We start from the raw sequence: 19903 nt of genomic DNA on the forward strand, positions 1-19903 counted from the left end.
TCATGACAGCTCTGCCATCTTCTGCATCAGCTTTGTCTGCCATCGAATCCAGCGGGGCACGGTTCTCGTCACCCGATTCTGCGACGCCGTTCTCCGTACTGGTCGTCGAGGATCAAGCAGTCATGCGAGCTGCTCTGGTGACGGAACTTCGCCAGGCCGGTGTGACACAGGTGCTGGAAGCCGAAAACGGCCGCACCGCGCTGGCACTGTTTCGCAGCGAAAGACCCGATCTGGTGCTGCTGGACATCCGCCTTCCCGGCGAAGACGGCTATTGGGTCGCGCGTCAGCTGCGCGAGGCCGAGCCCGGCGAGTGGACACCCATCATCTTTCTCTCCGGCCTGGACAACGATCTGGACGTCTGGCGCGGTATTGAGGCGGGCGGCGACGATTACCTGGTCAAACCCGTCAAACCCATTGTGCTGGTCGCCAAGCTGCGCGCCATGCGCCGCCTGCTGGACATGCGCCGTCGCCTGGTCACGGTCTCTGCAGAGCTGCATCTGGCGAATCAAAAGCTCAACGAAATGGTGGAGCTCGATGCGCTCACGGGTCTGGTCAATCGTCGAGGCCTCGATCGCATGCTGCATGCCGAAATTGCTGCGGCAAGGCGCGAGAGCAGGCCGCTGACGCTGATGCTTTGCGACCTCGATCACTTCAAGCACTTCAACGATACCTACGGCCATGTCCAGGGTGACGAATGCCTCAAGCAGGTCGGGCGTCTGCTGCGCGAAGTCTGCGTGCGCCCACGCGACATCGCCGCACGTTATGGCGGTGAAGAGTTTGCCATGATCCTGCCCAATACCCCGCGCTCCGGTTCGATGACGTTCGCACGTGCTCTCGGCCAAATGCTCAAGTTCCTCAAGATTCGCCCGCCAGGAGCCGCCGAGGATATTCCGCTGACCCTCTCCGGCGGGATTACCACCTGCATTCCCGACGAGCACACCAGCGCCGAATCCATGCTGATGCGAGCCGACGAAGCCCTGTATGCCGCCAAGTCTCAAGGGCGCAACCGCTTCTTCAGCTTCGAGATGCAGATGGACACCATAGAGCAGAGACAGATCTAGCAGTCCGCCAAGCAGCGTTGCGGCACTGCCTGCCCAATCGACACTTATCAGCTCCGCTCTCAAGAGACGCTAGGATTGGCGCATTGTCCTGTCAGCCCTTCGGGGCTGACCTCTGCCGTTTTTCTCGAGTGACTGGTTATGCGTCGTCTTCAAATGCACCTGCCCGATTGGATGCAGGACTGGCTTGAAATCCTGATTCCCGGGGTTCAGATCTTTCTCATCATCCTGGTGGCCTGGCTGATCAACTGGCTCATCAAACGCATCATCTCGCGTGCAGGCAAGGCCTATGACCTGCCTCATGAGCTGCTCATGCCGCTGCGCGGCGTGTTTCGCTGGATCATCATCGCCGCCGCCATACTGGCGATTCTGGAGCGCCTGGGCATGTCGGCTACCGTGCTCTGGACGGCTTTCACCGGCTTTGCCACCGTGGGTGCCGTTGCCTTCTTCGCAGCCTGGAGCGTGCTCTCCAATCTGTTTTGCGCGCTGCTGATCGTCACCGTCGGCCCCTTCCGTCTGGGCGACTATATCGAGGTGCTCGACACTGCCGAGAAGCCTGGAGCCAAGGGCCGCGTGATCGACCTCAATATGCTCTACATCACCTTGCAGGATGACAGCGCACCGGCAGGCATGCCCAATCTGCTGCAGATTCCCAACTCACTGATCTTCCAGCGCGTCATTCGCCGCTGGAAAGGTGGCATGCCGGTGGTGACGGAGAACACGCCGGCCACCAGCCAGGAGGAAGCCTGCGCGGTGGCCATCACGACTCCTGGCGGCAGCGCCGCTGCCTCGGGCTGAGACCGACCGATACCCGGTCTTCATTCAAAAGGGCTTCCTGAGAAGCCCTTTTTTGATTCCATCAAGGCAGACGCGGCCTGACCTTGCTGGCAGCCAGCTTGGCATTCATGCGGGCTTGCTCCACATCGCTGGCGCGCGCCAGGGCCACGCCCATGCGACGCTTGACAAAGCTCTCGGGCTTGCCAAAAAGGCGCAAATCGGTGCCGTGCACTGCCAGGGCCTGGTCCACTCCATCAAACACCAGGCCTTCTGCATCCTGACCACCGTAAATCACGGCACTGGCACCAGGGTTGCGCAGGCTGGCATCCACGGGCAGACCCAGAATCGCGCGGGCATGTAGTTCGAACTCGCTTTGCCACTGCGTGCACAGCGTCACCAGACCTGTGTCATGGGGACGCGGCGAGACTTCGCTGAACCAGACCTGCTCGCCCTTCACAAACAGTTCCACGCCAAACAGGCCCAGGCCGCCGAGGTCATCGGTAACGGCCTTGGCAATCTGGCGCGATTTCTCGAGTGCAGCTGGGTGCATGGGATGAGGCTGCCAGCTCTCCACATAGTCGCCGGCCTGCTGGATATGGCCCACGGGACCGCAGAAATGGGTTTCGATCTGACCATCCGCACCCTTGGCGCGCACGGTCAGCTGGGTGATTTCGTAATCGAAGTCGATAAAGCCTTCGACGATCACGCGGCCCTTGGCCACACGGCCGCCGGCCATGGCGTAATCCCAGGCCTTGGCCACATCGGCAGGGCCGTCGATCTTGCTCTGGCCCTTGCCCGAGCTGCTCATCACGGGCTTGACCACACAGGGGTAGCCGATGGCGGGCTGGCCGTCGCTGCCGTCGATCGCGGCTTGCAACTCGACCAAGGAGTCGCAGAAACGATAAGGGCTGGTGGGCAGGCCCAGGGTTTCAGCGGCCAGACGGCGAATACCTTCACGGTCCATGGTCAGACGCGCGGCTCGGGCCGTGGGAATGCAGGTGATGATGCCTGCGGCCTCCAGCTCTTCCAGCATGGGCGTGGCAATGGCTTCTATCTCGGGCACGACCAGATCGGGCTTGACTTCTTCGATCAGTGCCTTGAGCTGGGCCGGATCGCTCATGGTGATGGTGCGCGCATGATGGGCCACCTGCTGGCCAGGCGCGTTTTCATAGCGGTCCACGGCAATGGTTTCCACGCCCAGGCGCTGCAGGGCAATCAGCACTTCCTTGCCCAGCTCGCCGCTGCCCAGCAGCATGACTTTGGTGGCATTGGGGGAGAGAGGGGTTCCTAGGGTGGTCATGGTTGCATCCTGCATATATGGGGCCGAGCCCCCGATCATAGGCGAGCAGGCAAGCCTCTCGTGACTGCAGCCTGGCAATTCGGCCGCTTTCAGCGCCGAGCTATGAAGCGCATGGCACGGCTGATTGAAGATTCAGTGCGGCATCGGCGAGTAATGCTCGATGCGGCAGGCGCCGCGATTCTTGCATTGCCCGTCCAGATAGCGAAAGCGTACCGTCACGGCAGCACCGGGACTGGGCCACTGCCTGCGCGGCAGCTCGCTTTGATAGTCCGCCGTTTCAGGCCTAAAGCTCAGCGCCGTGCCCGGCTGCGGACATTCGGCATCGCCGCTGGCTTTGGCTTCGAGCACGCGGGTCTGCAGCGCGCGGCCACCGCTTTGCTTTTCTCGCACCTGCACCTTGAGATCGCAGATCTGCCAGTCTGCAGCCTGGGCGGCAGCGGCGCAGGCGGTCAAAGCCGCCGCGATCAGAATTCGGAAAAGAGTCATCTGCCTACCTGCGAGTGAGTGATGTTCATGGCCCAGCATCTCTACCAAATAGATAGCTTCAATCGCTCCAAGACAAAGGGAGTGAGGCCAATATCATGGATTTTTTCGGTGGGTATCAGTGCGTCAGACCGACAGCCTTGCCGCCACGCTGCGGAATGCTTCCCGCGTCGAATCGCATCTCGGAAGTCCAGACCGCATCGTCCCAGACCCAGGGGCTGCTGGCCTGCTCCAGACCCAGCACATGCACGCCGCTCAGGTCCTTGACGCGTTCCTTGAGCCAGTCGATCTGATCGCTGCGCACAAACACCAGGCAGGCAATCTCCCAGTCGGGCTGCGTGATGCCCAGGCCGTGCAGCTGCGACAGCAGCGGGGCATACCATTTCTCGACCCGCTCGTTGAGACGGTGGACCAGCGCCAGCGGATAGCCGGAAGCCGATACCTCGACCACATAGACCTGGCGACGCGCCGGGCGCAATGCCACGAAAGCCGGGCATTGCCAGCCATCGGCCACCTCGTACTTGGGGGCCACAAAAGTCTCACCGTTGGCCGTGAGCAGCTGCATCACGGCTTCTTCATGTCGGTCCATGCTGAATTTCTCCGGCGCGCCGAAAGTGCGCGCAGGCTCACACCTTAGCGCAGCTCAGGCCTCGCCGAAGCAAATACCGATATCACGCGCCATGGTCAGCAGCGGGCTGTCCAGCGGCACGGTGCGCTGGGTGTTGGCCACATCGGCAATCGCCACACTGCCGATGCGGCCGTTCTGCAGCGTGACCATATGGCCCAGCTGGCCGCCCAGCACCAGTTGCGCCGCATGGTGGCCGAACTGCGTGGCCAGCACCCGGTCAAACGGCGTCGGATCGCCGCCGCGCTGCACATGCCCCAGCACCGTGGTGCGCACCTCGCTCTGGAGATGGGGTTGCAGGCGCTCGCGCAGCACATGGCCGACGCCGCCCAGACGCACGGGGTCGGGACTGTGCGCAATCCGCTCGCGCACCGTCAGGCTCTGGCCGCTTTCCTTGGCCCCCTCGCCGATGCAGATGATGGTGTAGCGCTGACGCCGCTCGCGCTCCTGACAGACCTTGATGATGGACTGCAGGTCGTAATCTATCTCGGGCAGCAAAATGATGTCGGCAGCACCGGCGATGCCGGACTCCAGCGCCAGCCAGCCTGCGTGGCGCCCCATCGTCTCCACGATCATCACCCGGTGGTGGCTCATGGCCGTGCTCTCGATGCGGCGCAGGCTTTCGGTCACCGTGGCCACGGCCGTATCGAAGCCGAAGCTGCGCTCGCAGTTGGCAATGTCGTTATCGATGGTCTTGGGCACGCCCACGCATTGCAGTCCCACCTGCGCCAGGCCATGGGCCAGGCTCATGGTGCCGTCGCCGCCGATGGCAACCACCACATCCAGTGCCAGCGCCTGGACATTCCGCCCCACCTGGGCCAGCGTGGCCGCATCGCGCAATGGATTGGCGCTGTTGCTGGTGCCCAGGATCGTGCCGCCGATATGCAGAATGCCGCTGACCTCGTCCCAGCTCAGCGCTCTGACGCGCGGACTGGCATCCATCAGCCCTTCAAAGCCGTCGGCAATGCCCAGTACCTCGCACTGGCCATGGTTGATCAGGGACTTGGTGACCGCACGGATCACCGCATTGAGGCCGGGGCAATCGCCGCCACCGGTCAGCACACCAACGCGCATGGGCTCGCTCTCCAAAGATTCTCGAATGCACATCATCCCACGAGAAAGTCGCTGCCAAAGCTTCCCTGGCCTGCACTGCGGTTGAGACTGCTTGTCCCCGAACCTGCCTGCCTCAGCGGCTCCCGGGCAAGTCGGCCTCCCGGATCCCTTGCTGCGGCTGCAGCAGCCAGCGGGCCGTGTGGAACTCCGTCACGCTGTCGCGGTGGGCCACCGAAACCAGTGCCCCGCCTCTGCCCTGCACCAGTTGCACCAGCCGGCTGTAGATCTGCGCTTCGGCGGCATTGTCCAGCGCGCTCGTGGCCTCGTCCGCAAACACCCAGGCCGGACGCTTGAGCAGGACCCGCGCCACGGACAGCCGCTGCTGCTCGCCTCCCGACAGGCTGCTGTTCCAGGCCGCCTGGCTGTCCAGCCGCTCCTGCAGCTGCGGCAATTGCGCTTCGCGCAAGACCTGTTTGAGCTCAGCGTCGCTGTAGCTTGCCGCCGACTCCGGATAGGCCAGGGCATCGCGCAGGCTGCCGTCGGGAAAATAAGGGCGCTGAGGAATGAACATGGCGTCCATAGGCCGCTCCACCCGACCTCGCGCATAGGGCCAGATACCAGCAAACGCTCGCAGCAAGGTGGACTTGCCGCTGCCCGAAGGCCCGCTGATCAGCAACCTCTGGCCAGGGCGTATCTGCAGCCCGGCGTCCGCCACGATGGGGCTTCCTGCGGGCAGGGATACATCGAGATTCCGGGTCTGCAACTGGTTCGAAGCTTCAAGCTGCACGCCGACCGGATGCTCCTCCTGCTCGCGCAGGCTCTCGTCGAAACCGGCCAGGCGCGCAGTCGTGGCCCGCCAGGCAGCGATATCGGAGTAGTTGTTGACGATCCAGCTCAGCGAGTCCTGCACCTGATTGAAGGCCGAGCCTATCTGCATCAGCTGACCCAGCTGGATGGCGCCGCTGAAAAAACGCGGTGCCGCAATGATGAAGGGAAAGACCACGGCCGCCTGGCCGAAGAAATTGGTAAACCAGCCCAGACTCTTCTGCTTCTTGATCAGATTCAGATAGTTGCCCAGGGCGTCGCCGAAACGCAGGCCGATCTGGGCACCCTCCACGCGCTCGCCACCGTCCAGGGCGATCGCCTCGGCATGCTCGCGCACGCGGATCAGGTGATGGCGGAAGTTGGCCTCCAGTTGCTGCTGGCGGTTGTTGAGTCGGACCTGGGGTTTGCCGATCCAGAAGGTGATCGCACTGCCGACCAGACAGTACAGCACGGCCATCCAGACCATGAAACCGGAAACCTGCAGCTGCCCGCCACCGAGCAGTGCCGGCAGACCGATATCGACGACGGAACTCAGGCTCCACAGAATGCCGACGAAGCTCACAAAGGTGACGGCCGCATTCAGCAGCCCCATGGACAGCGACACGGTATAGGTGGTGAACAGATTCAGGTCCTCCTGAATTCGCTGATCGGGGTTGTCGGGGGCCTTGGCATTGCCGTCCACGCCATAGCGCCCCAGCTCCAGCCGGTAGAACGCCTTGGCCGACAGCCAGCGCTGCAACATGTGCTCGGTCAGCCAGCGCCGCCAGTTGAGCTGCAGCAACTGCGTCAGATAGAACTTGTAGACCGCGATGACGATATACACCAGGGCCAGCCAGAGAAAGCGCCATAGCTGCTGCCAGAACACCTCGGCCTGCTTGTTCTGCAATGCGTCATAGAACACCCGGTTCCATTCATTGATCTGCACCAGCATGAACACCGCGGCGAGATTGAGGCCCACGATGGCGGCCAGCAGCCCCCAGGCCCGCCATTTCTCCTTGGACTGGAAATAGGGCCGGGTCAGGGTAAAGGCCTGGCGCAGCACGCCCGGCTGGTGTTTGCGGGACTCAGGTCCCAGGCTCTTGGAATTCATGCAGGCTTTCGGTGATTCATGAACCGCTGGCGCCGCGGCGATGCCGCTGCCAGGCTCCTGAGCTCACGCTAAGCCGGTTAACTGAGGCCAGACTTAAATGCCGGTAGCCGCCCTGCCCGGCCTTCGAAAGGCATAAAAAAATCCGCTGCCCTTGCGTCAAAGGCAGCGGATGACGGGGTCGGCCCAGTGCCGCCTAGGGCAACAGATCCAGCGCCTGCAGATAGGCTGGCTGGCGCATCAGATCGTCCCAGGTCTGGGGTTCGGTATCGGGCAGCAGCGAGACACGGCGCGATTCGGAGTCGATATCAGGCACCCAGCGGCCGTCGCGCAGCGCGGCATCCATGCCGTCCAGCAACTCGTCCACATGCTCGCCCAGACCCAGGCTCTGGTTGCACAGCAGCACCATGTCGCAGCCCGCATTCAGGGCCGTCAACGCGGCATCGGTGTAGCTGATGAGTGCGCCGTCGATGCGGCGCGCGCCCTCCATGCTGAGGTCGTCGCTGAAGATGGCTCCGTCATAGCGCAGACGGGCGCGCAGGATGTCCTTGAGCCATTTCTCGCTGAAGCCTGCCGGGCGCTTGTCCACCTTGGGATAGATCACATGGGCCGGCATGACGGCCGTGAGCACGCTGGACAGCCAGGGATAGGGGGCAGCGTCTTCGTCGAGGATGGCCGTCAGGCTGCGCTTGTCGACGGGAATATCCACGTGCGAGTCGGCCTTCACAAAGCCATGGCCGGGAAAATGCTTGCCGCAATTGCCCATGCCGGCCTGCAGCAGACCCTGCATCAGGCTCCTGGCCAGTGTGGCCACCACGCGCGGGTCGCGGTGAAAGCTGCGATCGCCGATGACCGAGGATTCGCCATAGTCCAGGTCCAGCACGGGCGTGAAGCTGAAGTCCACGCCGCAGGCGCGCAGCTCCGTGCCCAGCACATAGCCGGCGGCCGTGGCGGCGTTCATGGCCCGCATGGCACCGCTGCCTTCGCGGTATTTCCGGCCCTTGCCACCGTCATCCATCCACATCTCGCCAAAGGCGCGCATGGGCGGCAGATGCGTGAAGCCATCGGTGCGAAAGCGCTGCACGCGACCGCCCTCGTGGTCCACGCTGATCAGCAGATCGGGCTTGACGGCCTTGATATCGGCACACAGCTGAACCAATGCGCTACGGTCCTGCCAGTTGCGCTTGAAGAGAATGATGCCGCCCACCAGCGGATGGGCCAGGCGCGCGCGGTCCACATCAGTCAGCGATGTGCCGGCAATATCAATGATCAGAGGTGCATGCATGCTCATGATTTATATATTTCTATAGCTTCCAGCGCTTATATATCAAGCACCAGAGGCTAATTTCACTCTTTTCTTTCGACGACACAAAAGCTGGCCGCGTAGTCGGACTCGTCGGTGACGGACAGGTGCGCCGTCAGATTGTTTTTCTCGAACCATTCCTTGAGTTCGCCATGCAGACGAATCGCAGGCTGGCCGCTGGGCAGTTTGATGACTTCGCAATGACGCCAGGTCATGGGCATGACCATGCCCATTCCCACGGCCTTGCTGAACGCCTCCTTGGCCGAGAAGCGCGTGGCCATATAGCGGATGCCGCGTTCGGGCCAGCGCTCGCTGCGTGCCTTCCAGGTCGCCAGCTCGCCATCGGCCAGAATCTTGCGGGCAAAGCGCTCGCCATGCTTTTCCAGGCTGGCGCGTATGCGGCGCACATCGCAGATATCGGTGCCGATGCCGTAAATCATCCATGGTTCCTTTAGAGAGAAAAAGACCTTAAACGCTTACCTACAAAGCGCTAGCAGCTATCTTTCAGGAATTTTTACCTGCCATGCCGGCGTCGATACAGGCCTGATAGGCCTTGACGGTCTCGGCATAGCCCAGCTCCAGCGCATCGGCAATCAGCGCATGGCCGATGGAGACTTCGGCCAGACCGGGCACCCGGGCCACAAAGGCGGCCAGATTGTCGCGATTGAGGTCATGGCCGGCATTGATGCCCAGGCCCGCATCCAGCGCGGCCTGCGCGGCCCTGGCATAGGTTTGCAGCTGCTGCTCCTGCTCGGACTTGCCCCAGTTGGCAGCAAAAGGCTCGGTGTAGAGCTCCACGCGGTCGGCACCTACGGCCTTGGCCGCCGCCATCTGCTCGGGGATGGGGTCCATGAACAGGCTCACGCGCACGCCCAGGGCCTTGCACTCGGCAATCAACGGCTGAAGGCGTTCGGCATCCAGGGGAAAGCTCCAGCCATGGTCACTGGTGAACTGGTCTTCGCTGTCGGGTACGAACGTGGCCTGATGCGGGCGCGTCTGGCGGATGAAGTCCATCAGGTTCTGCGTGGGATTGCCCTCGATATTGAACTCGGCGCCAGGCCAGCTCTTGAGCAGCTCGTGCAGCTCGAAGACATCCTGAGCGCGGATATGACGCTCGTCGGGACGCGGGTGGATGGTGATGCCCTGCGCTCCGGCCTCCAGGCAGATCTGCGCCGCACGCGTCACCGAGGGAATGCCCAGATGGCGGGTATTGCGCAGCAGCGCCACCTTGTTGACATTGACCGAAAGCGCGGTGCGAGGGGAGGCAGGGGTATTCATAGCGATTGCAGATCCATCATCAGCTGGCGGGTGCGCAGCATGGTTGAGCCGCAATGGTATTGCAGAAGATGGCGCAATTGCGGCTTCAGGGCCTGGGCCACCTCCGGCTCGGCCAGCGCGTTCAGGGTTCTCGGAAATGGCTGCTCGGCCTGCAGCGCCAGCTCTATGGCCTGCCACTGCTGGCCGCTCAACGCCGCGCGCTCGTAGCCGGCGGCCTGGCGCAGGCCGCCGTCGGCCACCAGGGTGTAACGCAAAACACTGTTGAGCTGGCTGAGCGTTGCGCTTTCCTGCCTCAGATCGGGCAGATGACCGAGTTCGCGCAGCAGCACCAGCTCGAAGGCGCGCAGCACGGGCTCGATGGCCTCGGTCGTGCCGCCATGCTGGCCAGCCAGCACACGCACCACACCGGCATAGATATCGAACAGCGCCGTATAAGGGTCATCGCGCGCCAGCAGGCGCAGCAGCAGCTCGTTCAGATACATGCCCGACCACAGCGCATCGCCCTGGGGCATGACATGGCCGCCCACCCATTCCGCCCCCTTCAGGCTATGAATCTCGGCATTGCCCTCTGCTCCCAGCGTGTAGCTGAGCTTGAGCGGCTGCAGCGGCAGCAGCACGGGGCGAAAGTTGGAGGTATGGCGCTTGACACCCTTGGCCGCAAGCGCCACGCGCCCGCGATGGCGTGTAAACACCTCCAGAATCAGGCTGGATTCGCTCCAGTCGTACTGGTGCAGGATGTATGCGGGTTCGTCGCCGACGCGTTTGGCGCTAGCCATGACTTGCTCCGTACCACAACAAAAATGTGAATGGGGCGGTTTTGCCGCCGGGCCGCCCCAAGGCAAAACCCGGCCTAAGCCGGGTCAGGGCCCCCTCGGGGGGCAGCGGGCACACGCAGTGAACGAGCGTGGGGGTCAAAAAGTTTTACTCGTAGCCGAAGGATTTGACCCGGGCCTCATCGTCGGCCCAGCCGGACTTGACCTTGACCCAGACTTCGAGGAACACCTTGGCATTGAGCAGCTTTTCGAGCTCCTGACGGGTTTCGGTGGAGATGCGCTTGAGGCGCTCACCGCCCTGACCGATCACCATGGCCTTGTGACCGTCGCGCTCGACCACGATGGTGGCTGCAATGCGCATGAAGCGACCGAACTTGGGGCTGGGCTCTTCCTCGAACTTGTCGATGACAACTGTCGAGGTATAGGGCAGCTCGTCGCCCGTGAAGCGGAACAGCTTCTCGCGCAGAGTCTCGGAAGCCAGGAATTTCTCGCTGCGGTCGGTCAGTTCGTCCTCGCCGTAGAACCAGGGCTGCTGCGGCAGGTATTTGGCGCAAATGCCATACATGCGCTCGATATCCTTTTTGTTCTTGGCCGACATGGGTACGAACTCGGCAAAAGGATGGCGCTCCTGCATGTCGCGCAGCCAGGGCGCGATCTCGGCGCGGCGACCCACGGTGTCGAGCTTGTTGGCGATCAAGAGCGTGGGAATGCCGGGCTTGAACAGGCTCAGCACCTTGGCATCGGCCAGCGTGAAGCTGCCCGCCTCCACCACGAACAGGATCAGGTCCACATCGCCGATGGCGCCCATCACGGTCTTGTTGAGCGACTTGTTCAGGGCAGTGGAATGCTTGGTCTGGAAGCCGGGGGTATCGACAAAGACGAACTGGGTCTCGTCCTTGGTGCGGATGCCGGTAATCCGGTGGCGCGTGGTCTGGGCCTTGCGCGAAGTAATGGAGATCTTCTGGCCCACCAGCGCGTTCATCAGCGTGGACTTGCCCACATTGGGCTTGCCGACGATGGCGATCAGGCCGCAGCGCTGCTCTTCGGGCGCGTAGACGCGGGCCGGAGCCTCCTCTTCCTGGTCGCGGATGGCAGTCGGCGTGCTACCGGGCTTGGCAGCGGCCAGCATGGCGCTGATGTAGTCCAGGCTCGGGTCGCTGATATCGGTAGTAACAGACTTGGGACCTTTTGGGCCCTTGGCTTTTTCTGCACCTGCGGTGCCCGCTATCTTTTTCTTAGCAGCATCGGTCATGGATTTTTGGCTTTCACTTTTTCCAGCAAGGCAGCGGCGGCTGCCTGCTCGCCCATGCGACGGGATGCTCCCGAGCCCTGGGCGCTGATATTCCATTCGGCAATCGTGCACTCGACCTTGAAGGTCTGCTTGTGCGCCGCGCCACTGATTTCCACCACATGGTATTGCGGCAGCTTCATGCGCTTGCCCTGTAGCAATTCCTGCAGTGCGGTCTTGGGGTCTTTGTCCGCCGCACGCATATGGGGGTTGATGTCCACGCCCTCGAAGAGGTGGTGGACGACTTTCTCGCCTGCGGCAAAGCCGGCATCGAGGTAGACGGCACCGATCAGCGCTTCCACGGCATCGGCCAGGATGGAGGGACGCTGCTTGCCACCGGACTTGGCCTCACCTTCGCCCAGACGCAGCAGATCAGGCAGCTGCAACTTCAGCGCAATCTTGTGCAGCGTGCCTTCCTTGACGAGATTGGCCCGAACGCGCGAGAGATCGCCTTCGGGCATGGAGGCCAGCTTGGCATAGAGCAAGCTGGAGATGGCCAGACTCAGCACCGAGTCGCCCAGAAACTCCAGTCGCTCGTTGTTGTCGGCCGAAAAGCTGCGGTGCGTGATGGCACGCTGCAGCAGTGCCGGGTTGGCAAATTGATGTTGCAGCCTTTGCTGCAGAGCGACTAGAGCAGGTTCCACCTGAAAGGTCTATTTCTTGAAACGGTAAACAAGGTAGGCAGGGCCTGCCAGATGAATCTCACGGGAATACTCGAAGCCCACGACGATCTTGTCGTTGACCTTGGTCACGTTCAGATCGTTGCCGGAGATGGACTTGAAGTCGTCAATGGAGGCCGAACGATCGAAGCTGGCCTTGACTTCGGCAACGGTACTGCCTTCAGCGGCGGCCTTGTTGGCCGCCTTGGTGATGGCCTGGTACTCCAGGAAGACGGGCACCGATTGTGCGCCAATTGCGGCAACCGCCACGATGATGGCCACGAGAAACACCAGACCGATGAAGGACAGACCACGCTGCCTGGAGCGCAATGCCAGATTTTTCATGCTTTTCCCCTCTCAAGCCGGGCATGTTCCTGCCCGTGTATCCCAGAAAAATGACGAAACGATTGCCGGTGCTCAGTGGAAACGGCCGATACGGCTCAGGTCACCAAAGTTCATCCAGACAAAAAAGGCCTTGCCCACGATGTTCTGGTCGGGCACAAAACCCCAGTAGCGTGAATCCAGCGAGTTGTCGCGGTTGTCGCCCATCATGAAGTAATGGCCCTCGGGCACCTTGCAGGTCACGCCTTCCACGCTGTAGCGGCAGTTTTCCTTGAAGTCGAAATTGCTTGCCCCCTGGATGAAGGCCGGCACATCGTTGTTGACGATGGAGCGGTGCGGCTGCTCGCCCAGAGTTTCCTCGAACTGCTTGAAGTAACGCATCACGTCACGGTCCAGAAAGTCCGGCAGCTCGCGGGTGGGCAGCTCCTTGCCGTTGATGCTCAGGCGCTTGTTGATATAGGCCACCTCATCGCCGGGCACGCCCACCACACGCTTGATGTAGTCCAGCGTGGGCTGGGGGGGGTAGCGGAACACCATCACATCGCCGCGCTGGGGCTTGTTGCCTTCGGTGATCTTCTTGTTGATCACGGGCAGGCGGATGCCGTAGGTGAACTTGTTGACCAGGATCAGGTCGCCCACCATCAGCGTCGGAATCATGGAGCCCGAGGGAATCTTGAACGGTTCGAACAGAAAGGAGCGCAGCACGAAGACGATGGCGATCACCGGGAACAGACCGGCGGTCCAATCCAGCCACCAGGGTTGCATGAGAATGCGACCTTTGGCGTCTTCGGAGACTTCGATGTCGGTCTTGGCAATGCCCATGCGGTCCAGCTCGGCGCGGCGCTCGACCGCTGCCTGTTCCAGCGCAGCCGCAGCCGCGCGGCGTCGAGGCCAGAAGTAAAAGCGCTCGGCCAGCCAGTACACCCCGGTCACCACGGTTGCCAGAAACAGCAGCAGTGCGAAGTTGCCTTCGATGGAGCCGGTGTACCAGGCCGCGATATAGCCTACAAAGGCCGCCAGGATGGCGGCCGTGATCCACTGCATGACTTGCATCAATCCTCCACTTGCAGAATGGCCAGGAAGGCTTCCTGCGGCACTTCCACCGAACCGATCTGCTTCATACGCTTCTTGCCGGCCTTCTGCTTTTCGAGCAGCTTGCGCTTACGCGTGATGTCGCCGCCATAGCACTTGGCCAGCACGTTCTTGCGCATGGCCTTGACGGTCTCGCGCGCAATGATGTTGGCGCCGATCGCTGCCTGAATGGCCACATCGAACATCTGGCGGCTGATGATCTCGCGCATCTTGGCCACCACGGCACGGCCGCGGTAAACGGACTGCGAACGGTGCACGATGATGGACAGCGCATCGACCTTCTCGCCGTTGAGCAGAATGTCGACCTTCACCACGTCGGATGCGCGATATTCCTTGAACTCATAGTCCATGGAGGCGTAGCCGCGCGAGACGCTCTTGAGCTTGTCGAAGAAGTCCAGCACGATTTCGCCCAGAGGCATCTCGTAGGTCAGCATGACCTGACGGCCGTGGTATTGCATATTCATCTGCACACCACGCTTCTGGTTGGCCAGCGTCATCACCGGACCCACATAGTCTTGCGGCATGTAGAGGTGCACGGTCACGATGGGCTCGCGGATCTCCTGGATGCGGCCGATGTCGGGCATCTTGGAAGGATTTTCCACGTCGATCAGCTCGCCATCGCCCTTGATCACCTGGTAGACCACGCTGGGTGCCGTGGTGATCAGGTCCTGGTCGAACTCACGCTCCAGGCGCTCCTGCACGATTTCCATGTGCAGCAGACCCAGGAAGCCGCAGCGGAAGCCAAAGCCCAGAGCCTGCGAGACTTCGGGCTCGAACTGCAGCGCCGCATCGTTGAGCTGCAGCTTTTCCAGCGCATCACGCAACTGGTCGTATTCAGAGGCTTCGGTGGGGTACAGACCCGCGAAAACCTGGGGCTTGACTTCCTTGAAGCCCGGCAGAGGCTTCTCGGCAGGACCCAGGTTGTTGGGCAGCTTTTTTTCCAGCGTGATGGTGTCGCCCACCTTGGCGGCCTTCAACTCCTTGATGCCGGCAATGATGTAACCCACCTCGCCGGCCCTGAGCATGTCGCGTGGCTGGTTGGCCGGGGTGAACACGCCGATGTTGTTGGCTTCATAGGCAGCGCCGCTGGCCATCATCTTGAAGCGCTCATTCTTCTTGAGCTCGCCATCGACCACGCGCACCAGCATCACGACGCCCACATAGGGGTCGAACCAGCTGTCCACGATCATGGCACGCAGCGGGCCATCGGGATTGCCCTTGGGGGCCGGCACCTTGGCCACGATGGCTTCCAGGATCTCGTCGATGCCCATGCCGGTCTTGGCCGAGCAGGGAATGGCATCGCTGGCATCGATACCGATCACGTCCTCGATCTCGGCCTTGGCGTTCTCCGGGTCGGCCTGAGGCAGGTCCATCTTGTTGAGGACGGCGAATACCTCCACGCCCAGGTCCAGCGCGGTGTAGCAGTTGGCCACGGTCTGGGCTTCCACGCCCTGGGAGGCATCGACCACCAGCAGACCGCCTTCGCAGGCCGACAGCGAGCGCGAGACTTCGTAGGAGAAGTCCACGTGGCCGGGGGTGTCGATCAGGTTCAGGTTGTAGACCTTGCCATCCTTGGCCTTGTACTGCAGGGCGGCGGTCTGGGCCTTGATGGTGATGCCGCGCTCTTTCTCGATGTCCATCGAGTCCAGCACCTGGGCTTCCATATCGCGGTCGGCAAGGCCTCCGCAGCGCTGGATCAGGCGGTCCGCCAGAGTGGACTTGCCATGGTCAATGTGCGCAATGATGGAGAAATTACGGATGTGATTCATCAACGAGAAAGACAGCTTTGGAATTGAAAAAAGTGGCCTGCAGCAGCAAGAAAAAAGGGCGCGTCCCTCAAGCGGCGCGCCCTTAACCAACAATCTCTGGCAACTGCGATAGTTGGGACTTTATTGTAGGCAAAACTGGCCGCAAGCCAAGACCCAGCAAGGCTTGACAAGTTTCGGTTTGTGATTTTCGAATTCATTTATCAACAAATTATCCACAAACCAGAAAACACCGTTTAGCCATCAGCAGCCGGAGATTGCAAAGGCTTTTGCACCGCTTGAAAACCGCCTGTCAGCGTGATTTTTTGCGTCCAACCACCATGCATTTGCGTGGGATTCTACCCAATGGCATAGGGGCACTGACAGGCTGAGGGCTTGTTGTCATTTCAGATCACGAAATGGCAACAAGCCCATGCAGGCTTTTCGCCACATTTATTTGGCAGGGCGAATCAGCACATACTGCGCCCAGTCACCACGGCGCACCAGCACATTGACGGGTTTGGACTTGTCGGCCTTGGCCCAGGCAGCCTCGAAGCTCTTGAGATCGGAGACTTCCACATTCGCCAATTGCAGAATCACATCGCCTTCACGCAGGCCGGCACGGGCTGCGGCATCCACCGCAGCCGACACGCGCACGCCGCCCTTGATGGCCAGCTCCTTCTTCTGTGCAGACGTCAGCTCGCTCAGCGTCAGGCCCAGAGCCTTGTTCTCCAGCGTACCGGATGGAGTCTTGCCTGCACCACTGTTGCCTGCCTTGGTCTTGGCAGATTCGTCGGAAGGTACTTCGGCAATCACCATGCTCAGTTCCTTGAGCTTGCCGCGGCGCAGCACGGTAATGGTGCTCTTGGTGCCAGGCTTGGTATTGCCCACGAGACGCGGCAGATCGGAGACCTTCTCGATGGCCTTGCCATCGAACTTGGTGATCACGTCGCCCGCCTCCACGCCGGCCTTTGCGGCAGGCGAGTCCGGCTCGACGGCCGACACCAGAGCGCCCTCGGGCTTGCCAAGACCGATGGACTCGGCCACATCCTTGGTCACGGGGCCGATCTGCACACCGATACGGCCGCGCGTGACCTTGCCGGTGGCACGCAGCTGATCGCTGACACGGATCGCTTCATCCACGGGAATTGCAAAGCTGATGCCCATGAAGCCGCCCGAGCGCGAGTAGATCTGACTATTGATCCCCACCACCTCGCCGCGCATATTGATCAGCGGGCCGCCCGAGTTGCCGGGATTGATGGCCACATCGGTCTGGATGAAGGGCAGATAGTCGCCGGTATCGCGCTGCTTGGCCGAGACAATGCCGGCCGTCACCGAATTTTCGAGTCCGAAGGGCGAGCCAATCGCCATGACCCACTCGCCCACGCGCAGCTTGCTCACATCGCCGATCTTGACTGCGGGGAGCCCTTTGGCATCAATCTTGACGACAGCCACATCGGTGCGCTTGTCCGCGCCGACTATTTTTGCCTTGAACTCGCGCTTGTCGGTCAACGTGACAATGACTTCATCGGCACCATCGACCACATGGGCATTGGTCATCACATAGCCGTCAGCCGTGAGGATGAAGCCCGATCCCACACCACGTGGCTGCTCTTCCTCGGACTGACCGCCCTTGGGCGAGCGCTGACGCGGTACATTGGGCACGGGAAGGCCGAAGCGGCGGAAGAACTCCAGCATGTCTTCATCCATGCCCAGAGCTTCGGCGCTGTTGTTGGAGACCTTCTCCAGTGTACGGATGTTGACCACCGAAGGGCCGACCTGATCGACAAGATCCGTGAAGTCCGGCAGCCCGCGCGCCGTTGCAGCACTTTGGGCATGAGCGGCAGTAACCGGCAGCATGCCTCCTGCAGCCAGGGCCGCGATCGCCATCGAACTGGCAATGGCTGTAGCCGAAACACGGGATTTGAGCGTCATCCAGGATGGTGTGCGCATCGTTTTTATTCCTTGTTCGAGTCGTCGGACAGAACGGGCCGCCAAATCAGACCCATGAGAGAAAACAGGTGAGAGCATTGAAGCGCATTCTGGCAAAAGCCGCCATCAACTGAAAGCGCTCCAGTCCCTGAAATCGGGCGCAGATCAAACAGTATCTGCACCTAACTGATCCTAAATCAATAGCTGAGTACGCAATCTGCATAAAAGCTTAGGCCTGAAAACCCTGCATTTCAGGCCTAAGACTGCTGTGCGGAGAAGCATCAATGACGGGTAGCCGTGGCAAAGCTTGCATTGCGCAAAAAGCTGGCAGGCATCTGCAGATTGGGCACGCTGCTTTGCTGGGGGTGAGAAGCCAGCAACTCGTCCAGACGCGGATCACGGAGCATCACGGTCTGGCCGTTGGGACCAGCAACTGCCACCACGGTGGAGGACTGGGCTTCCGAGCCCAGAGGCATGGCAGTCTCTTCACCACCCGAAACGGGCTGGCTCAAGCCCAATGATGTGGCAGGCGCAGCGGCCACTACGACATTCGGGCTGAGAGCAGCGAGCTGCGCCCCACCCTGGCGACCGTACAGCCCCCCCGAGCCCGCGATCATGACCCCCCAGCCAACGGCGGCCACGGCAGCAACCGAGGCAAAGCCGGCAGCCATTTTCCAGCGAAAGACCGATGCATTGGCCGCCTGACGTGCAGGCAGGCTGACCACGGTTGCGCCGTTGCTCAGCGCCTGGCCCCGCTCCTCGGCAGCTGTGATCTGCTCCAGACCGCCCAAGCTCAATGAGCTGGCCGCATCTGCGGTCACACCGGGCAGATGAATGCCGCGGATCGGCTCGCGCTCCATATGGGCACGCACGCCGCTCAAAATATCGTGCTGACTGTGATGAGCCAACTCGGGAGAACGCAGCACATCGCCAATCAGGTGGTACATGGCCCAGGACTGCTGGCCTTCGTCGCTTTCCGCATAGGAGAGCACAGCCTGCATCTGGACCGAGGAAGCCTCGCCATCCACCAGTGCCGACAACTGTTCCTGCTTGATCAGATCGTCATTCATGAAGTTCACCTGCTCGTCTTGCCTGTACTACCAACGCTTTCCACCCTGGCGCTCCAGCAAGGGCTTGACCCTGGCCGAAATCGCCTCGCGTGCCCGAAAGATGCGCGAGCGCACCGTGCCTATGGGACAGTCCATCGCCTGCGCGATTTCCTCATAGCTGAGCCCCTCGATTTCGCGCAGCGTGACCGCCTGGCGCAAATCCTCGGGCAAAGCCTCCATGGCGGCATTGACGGCTTCGGCAATTTCACGCGCCGCCAACACTGTTTCCGGGGTTTCCTGAGTCGTTAGTTCCTGTCTGTGAACAGAAGTTTCATCCTCATCGTCCCCAGTGTGTAACGCGCTCTCGGTCATCACCGGCGAGCGATGCATTTCCATCAAGGCCTTCTTGGCCGTATTGACGGCAATGCGGTACAGCCAGGTGTAGAACTGTGCCTCGCCGCGGAACTGGTGCAAGGCCTTGTAGGCGCGAATGAAGGTTTCCTGCGTGATGTCAGGCACCAGATCGACATCGCGCACCATGCGACCCACCAGACGTTCGATGCGACGCTGGTATTTGATGACCAGCAACTCAAAAGCCCGTGTGTCGCCAGCATTGGCTCGTTCGACCAGAGCCAGATCGCTGTCGGCAGAGGGAGTGGGAAAATCGGGAGGTGTCATGAAAGGCCAAGCGGCGTGCTGCCATAACCGGCGAGGGCCTAGCCCTGCTCTGCCAGCGGCACGATGGAGGAATATACCGCACGCCGCAAGTCTCCCCACTGCTCGGGGCTGTGTCGTTGAGACAGGAAAATCCATAGCAGCTTGCGCCTGCCGCCCTTGGTCCTGAACACCCAAACATCCGAAACGCTGATCCAAAGCCAGCTGCCACCATCAAGTCCCACCGCCAGCCGCACAGGAAGTGACCGAGCGGTTGACAGGTTTTCGGCCTCCAGCAACCAATACTCTCCATTCCAGAGCAGATGTCCTTGCGGCCAGTTGCGCCACTGTTCGCAAAGCAGCACGGCTGCCAGGATCGAGGCCGGTAAAGCCAACAGCACCTGCAACCAGCCCGACTGGACTTGCAGGCACCATGCCAGCAGAGCCATCAGCAAGACCATCCCGGTCAGCAGCAGCAGTCCTCCGGCCCAGCCAGGCCGGACGAAGATATAGGCAACGGCTGGAGCATGGTAGCGGGCACTCATGGGCCGACCATGTGCGAAAAACCAGCTGCCGCAAA

The 19903-nt window shown here is 61.5% G+C and carries 20 protein-coding genes; 2 read left to right on the forward strand and 18 right to left on the reverse strand.

The window, feature by feature from the left end; translation table 11 throughout:
* The first annotated feature begins 2 nt into the window (after nt 1-2).
* Entirely contained in the window at nt 3-1061 is a 1059-nt protein-coding gene (locus tag AAIL67_RS13835; protein ID WP_012837272.1) for a diguanylate cyclase, read from the forward strand.
* A gap of 138 nt (nt 1062-1199) precedes the next feature.
* Nucleotides 1200-1856, forward strand: coding sequence for a mechanosensitive ion channel family protein (locus tag AAIL67_RS13840; RefSeq protein ID WP_003064226.1), 657 nt, complete (start codon nt 1200-1202; stop codon nt 1854-1856).
* A 61-nt stretch (nt 1857-1917) separates the two neighbouring features.
* Here the strand turns inward: AAIL67_RS13840 and purT are convergent, their stop codons facing one another.
* The 18 genes from purT to AAIL67_RS13930 all read right to left on the reverse strand — a co-directional run bounded on the left by purT (nt 1918) and on the right by AAIL67_RS13930 (nt 19868).
* Nucleotides 1918-3135: a formate-dependent phosphoribosylglycinamide formyltransferase gene (gene purT, locus AAIL67_RS13845; RefSeq protein ID WP_343484247.1), complete on the reverse strand. Its 1218-nt coding sequence runs from the start codon at nt 3133-3135 to the stop codon at nt 1918-1920.
* A 132-nt stretch (nt 3136-3267) separates the two neighbouring features.
* On the reverse strand, nt 3268-3621 hold the full coding sequence (locus AAIL67_RS13850; RefSeq protein ID WP_343484248.1) for a hypothetical protein: 354 nt from the start codon (nt 3619-3621) through the stop codon (nt 3268-3270).
* Nucleotides 3622-3736: 115 nt separating this feature from the next.
* Nucleotides 3737-4207, reverse strand: a complete 471-nt coding sequence (locus AAIL67_RS13855) for a hypothetical protein (protein WP_343484249.1) — start codon at nt 4205-4207, stop codon at nt 3737-3739.
* Nucleotides 4208-4261: 54 nt separating this feature from the next.
* Nucleotides 4262-5317 carry an ATP-dependent 6-phosphofructokinase gene (locus tag AAIL67_RS13860; protein ID WP_059439919.1) on the reverse strand — a complete coding sequence of 352 codons (1056 nt, stop codon included), beginning with the start codon at nt 5315-5317 and terminating at the stop codon, nt 4262-4264.
* 112 nt (nt 5318-5429) lie between these two features.
* Nucleotides 5430-7211, reverse strand: a complete 1782-nt coding sequence (locus AAIL67_RS13865; protein ID WP_343484250.1) for an ABC transporter ATP-binding protein/permease — start codon at nt 7209-7211, stop codon at nt 5430-5432.
* Nucleotides 7212-7404: 193 nt separating this feature from the next.
* Entirely contained in the window at nt 7405-8499 is a 1095-nt protein-coding gene (gene nagZ, locus AAIL67_RS13870; protein ID WP_059439917.1) for a beta-N-acetylhexosaminidase, read from the reverse strand.
* 56 nt (nt 8500-8555) lie between these two features.
* Entirely contained in the window at nt 8556-8951 is a 396-nt protein-coding gene (gene acpS, locus AAIL67_RS13875) for a holo-ACP synthase (RefSeq protein ID WP_034378694.1), read from the reverse strand.
* 64 nt (nt 8952-9015) lie between these two features.
* Nucleotides 9016-9789, reverse strand: coding sequence for a pyridoxine 5'-phosphate synthase (locus AAIL67_RS13880; RefSeq protein ID WP_063661608.1), 774 nt, complete (start codon nt 9787-9789; stop codon nt 9016-9018).
* Nucleotides 9786-10565, reverse strand: a complete 780-nt coding sequence (gene recO / locus AAIL67_RS13885) for a DNA repair protein RecO (protein ID WP_003064206.1) — start codon at nt 10563-10565, stop codon at nt 9786-9788. The genes AAIL67_RS13880 and recO overlap by 4 nt, the downstream gene beginning before the upstream one ends.
* A 145-nt stretch (nt 10566-10710) precedes the next feature.
* Complete coding sequence (era, locus tag AAIL67_RS13890; protein WP_122974417.1) at nt 10711-11814, reverse strand: GTPase Era; 1104 nt, start codon at nt 11812-11814, stop codon at nt 10711-10713.
* Nucleotides 11811-12494, reverse strand: a complete 684-nt coding sequence (gene rnc, locus AAIL67_RS13895) for a ribonuclease III (protein ID WP_003057967.1) — start codon at nt 12492-12494, stop codon at nt 11811-11813. The genes era and rnc overlap by 4 nt, the downstream gene beginning before the upstream one ends.
* Before the next feature lie 9 nt (nt 12495-12503).
* Nucleotides 12504-12854, reverse strand: a complete 351-nt coding sequence (locus AAIL67_RS13900; protein WP_003057968.1) for a DUF4845 domain-containing protein — start codon at nt 12852-12854, stop codon at nt 12504-12506.
* Between the two features lie 72 nt (nt 12855-12926).
* Entirely contained in the window at nt 12927-13904 is a 978-nt protein-coding gene (gene lepB / locus AAIL67_RS13905; protein WP_034389363.1) for a signal peptidase I, read from the reverse strand.
* Nucleotides 13904-15712, reverse strand: a complete 1809-nt coding sequence (gene lepA, locus AAIL67_RS13910) for a translation elongation factor 4 (protein ID WP_003064195.1) — start codon at nt 15710-15712, stop codon at nt 13904-13906. Before lepA ends, lepB begins: the two co-directional genes overlap by 1 nt.
* Nucleotides 15713-16141: 429 nt before the next feature.
* A complete protein-coding gene (locus AAIL67_RS13915; protein WP_034353363.1) occupies nt 16142-17641 on the reverse strand; it encodes a DegQ family serine endoprotease in 1500 nt (499 codons plus the stop codon).
* A gap of 260 nt (nt 17642-17901) precedes the next feature.
* Nucleotides 17902-18690, reverse strand: a complete 789-nt coding sequence (locus AAIL67_RS13920) for a sigma-E factor negative regulatory protein (protein WP_343484251.1) — start codon at nt 18688-18690, stop codon at nt 17902-17904.
* 27 nt (nt 18691-18717) lie between these two features.
* Nucleotides 18718-19347, reverse strand: coding sequence for an RNA polymerase sigma factor RpoE (gene rpoE, locus AAIL67_RS13925; RefSeq protein ID WP_003064186.1), 630 nt, complete (start codon nt 19345-19347; stop codon nt 18718-18720).
* A gap of 38 nt (nt 19348-19385) precedes the next feature.
* The gene (locus AAIL67_RS13930; RefSeq protein WP_034408600.1) at nt 19386-19868 is read right to left on the reverse strand and encodes a hypothetical protein; all 483 of its coding nucleotides are present in this window, start codon (nt 19866-19868) and stop codon (nt 19386-19388) included.
* Nucleotides 19869-19903: the final 35 nt, after the last annotated feature.

The sequence above is a fragment of the Comamonas sp. A7-5 genome, from assembly GCF_039581385.1.
GTDB lineage: Bacteria > Pseudomonadota > Gammaproteobacteria > Burkholderiales > Burkholderiaceae_C > Comamonas > Comamonas thiooxydans.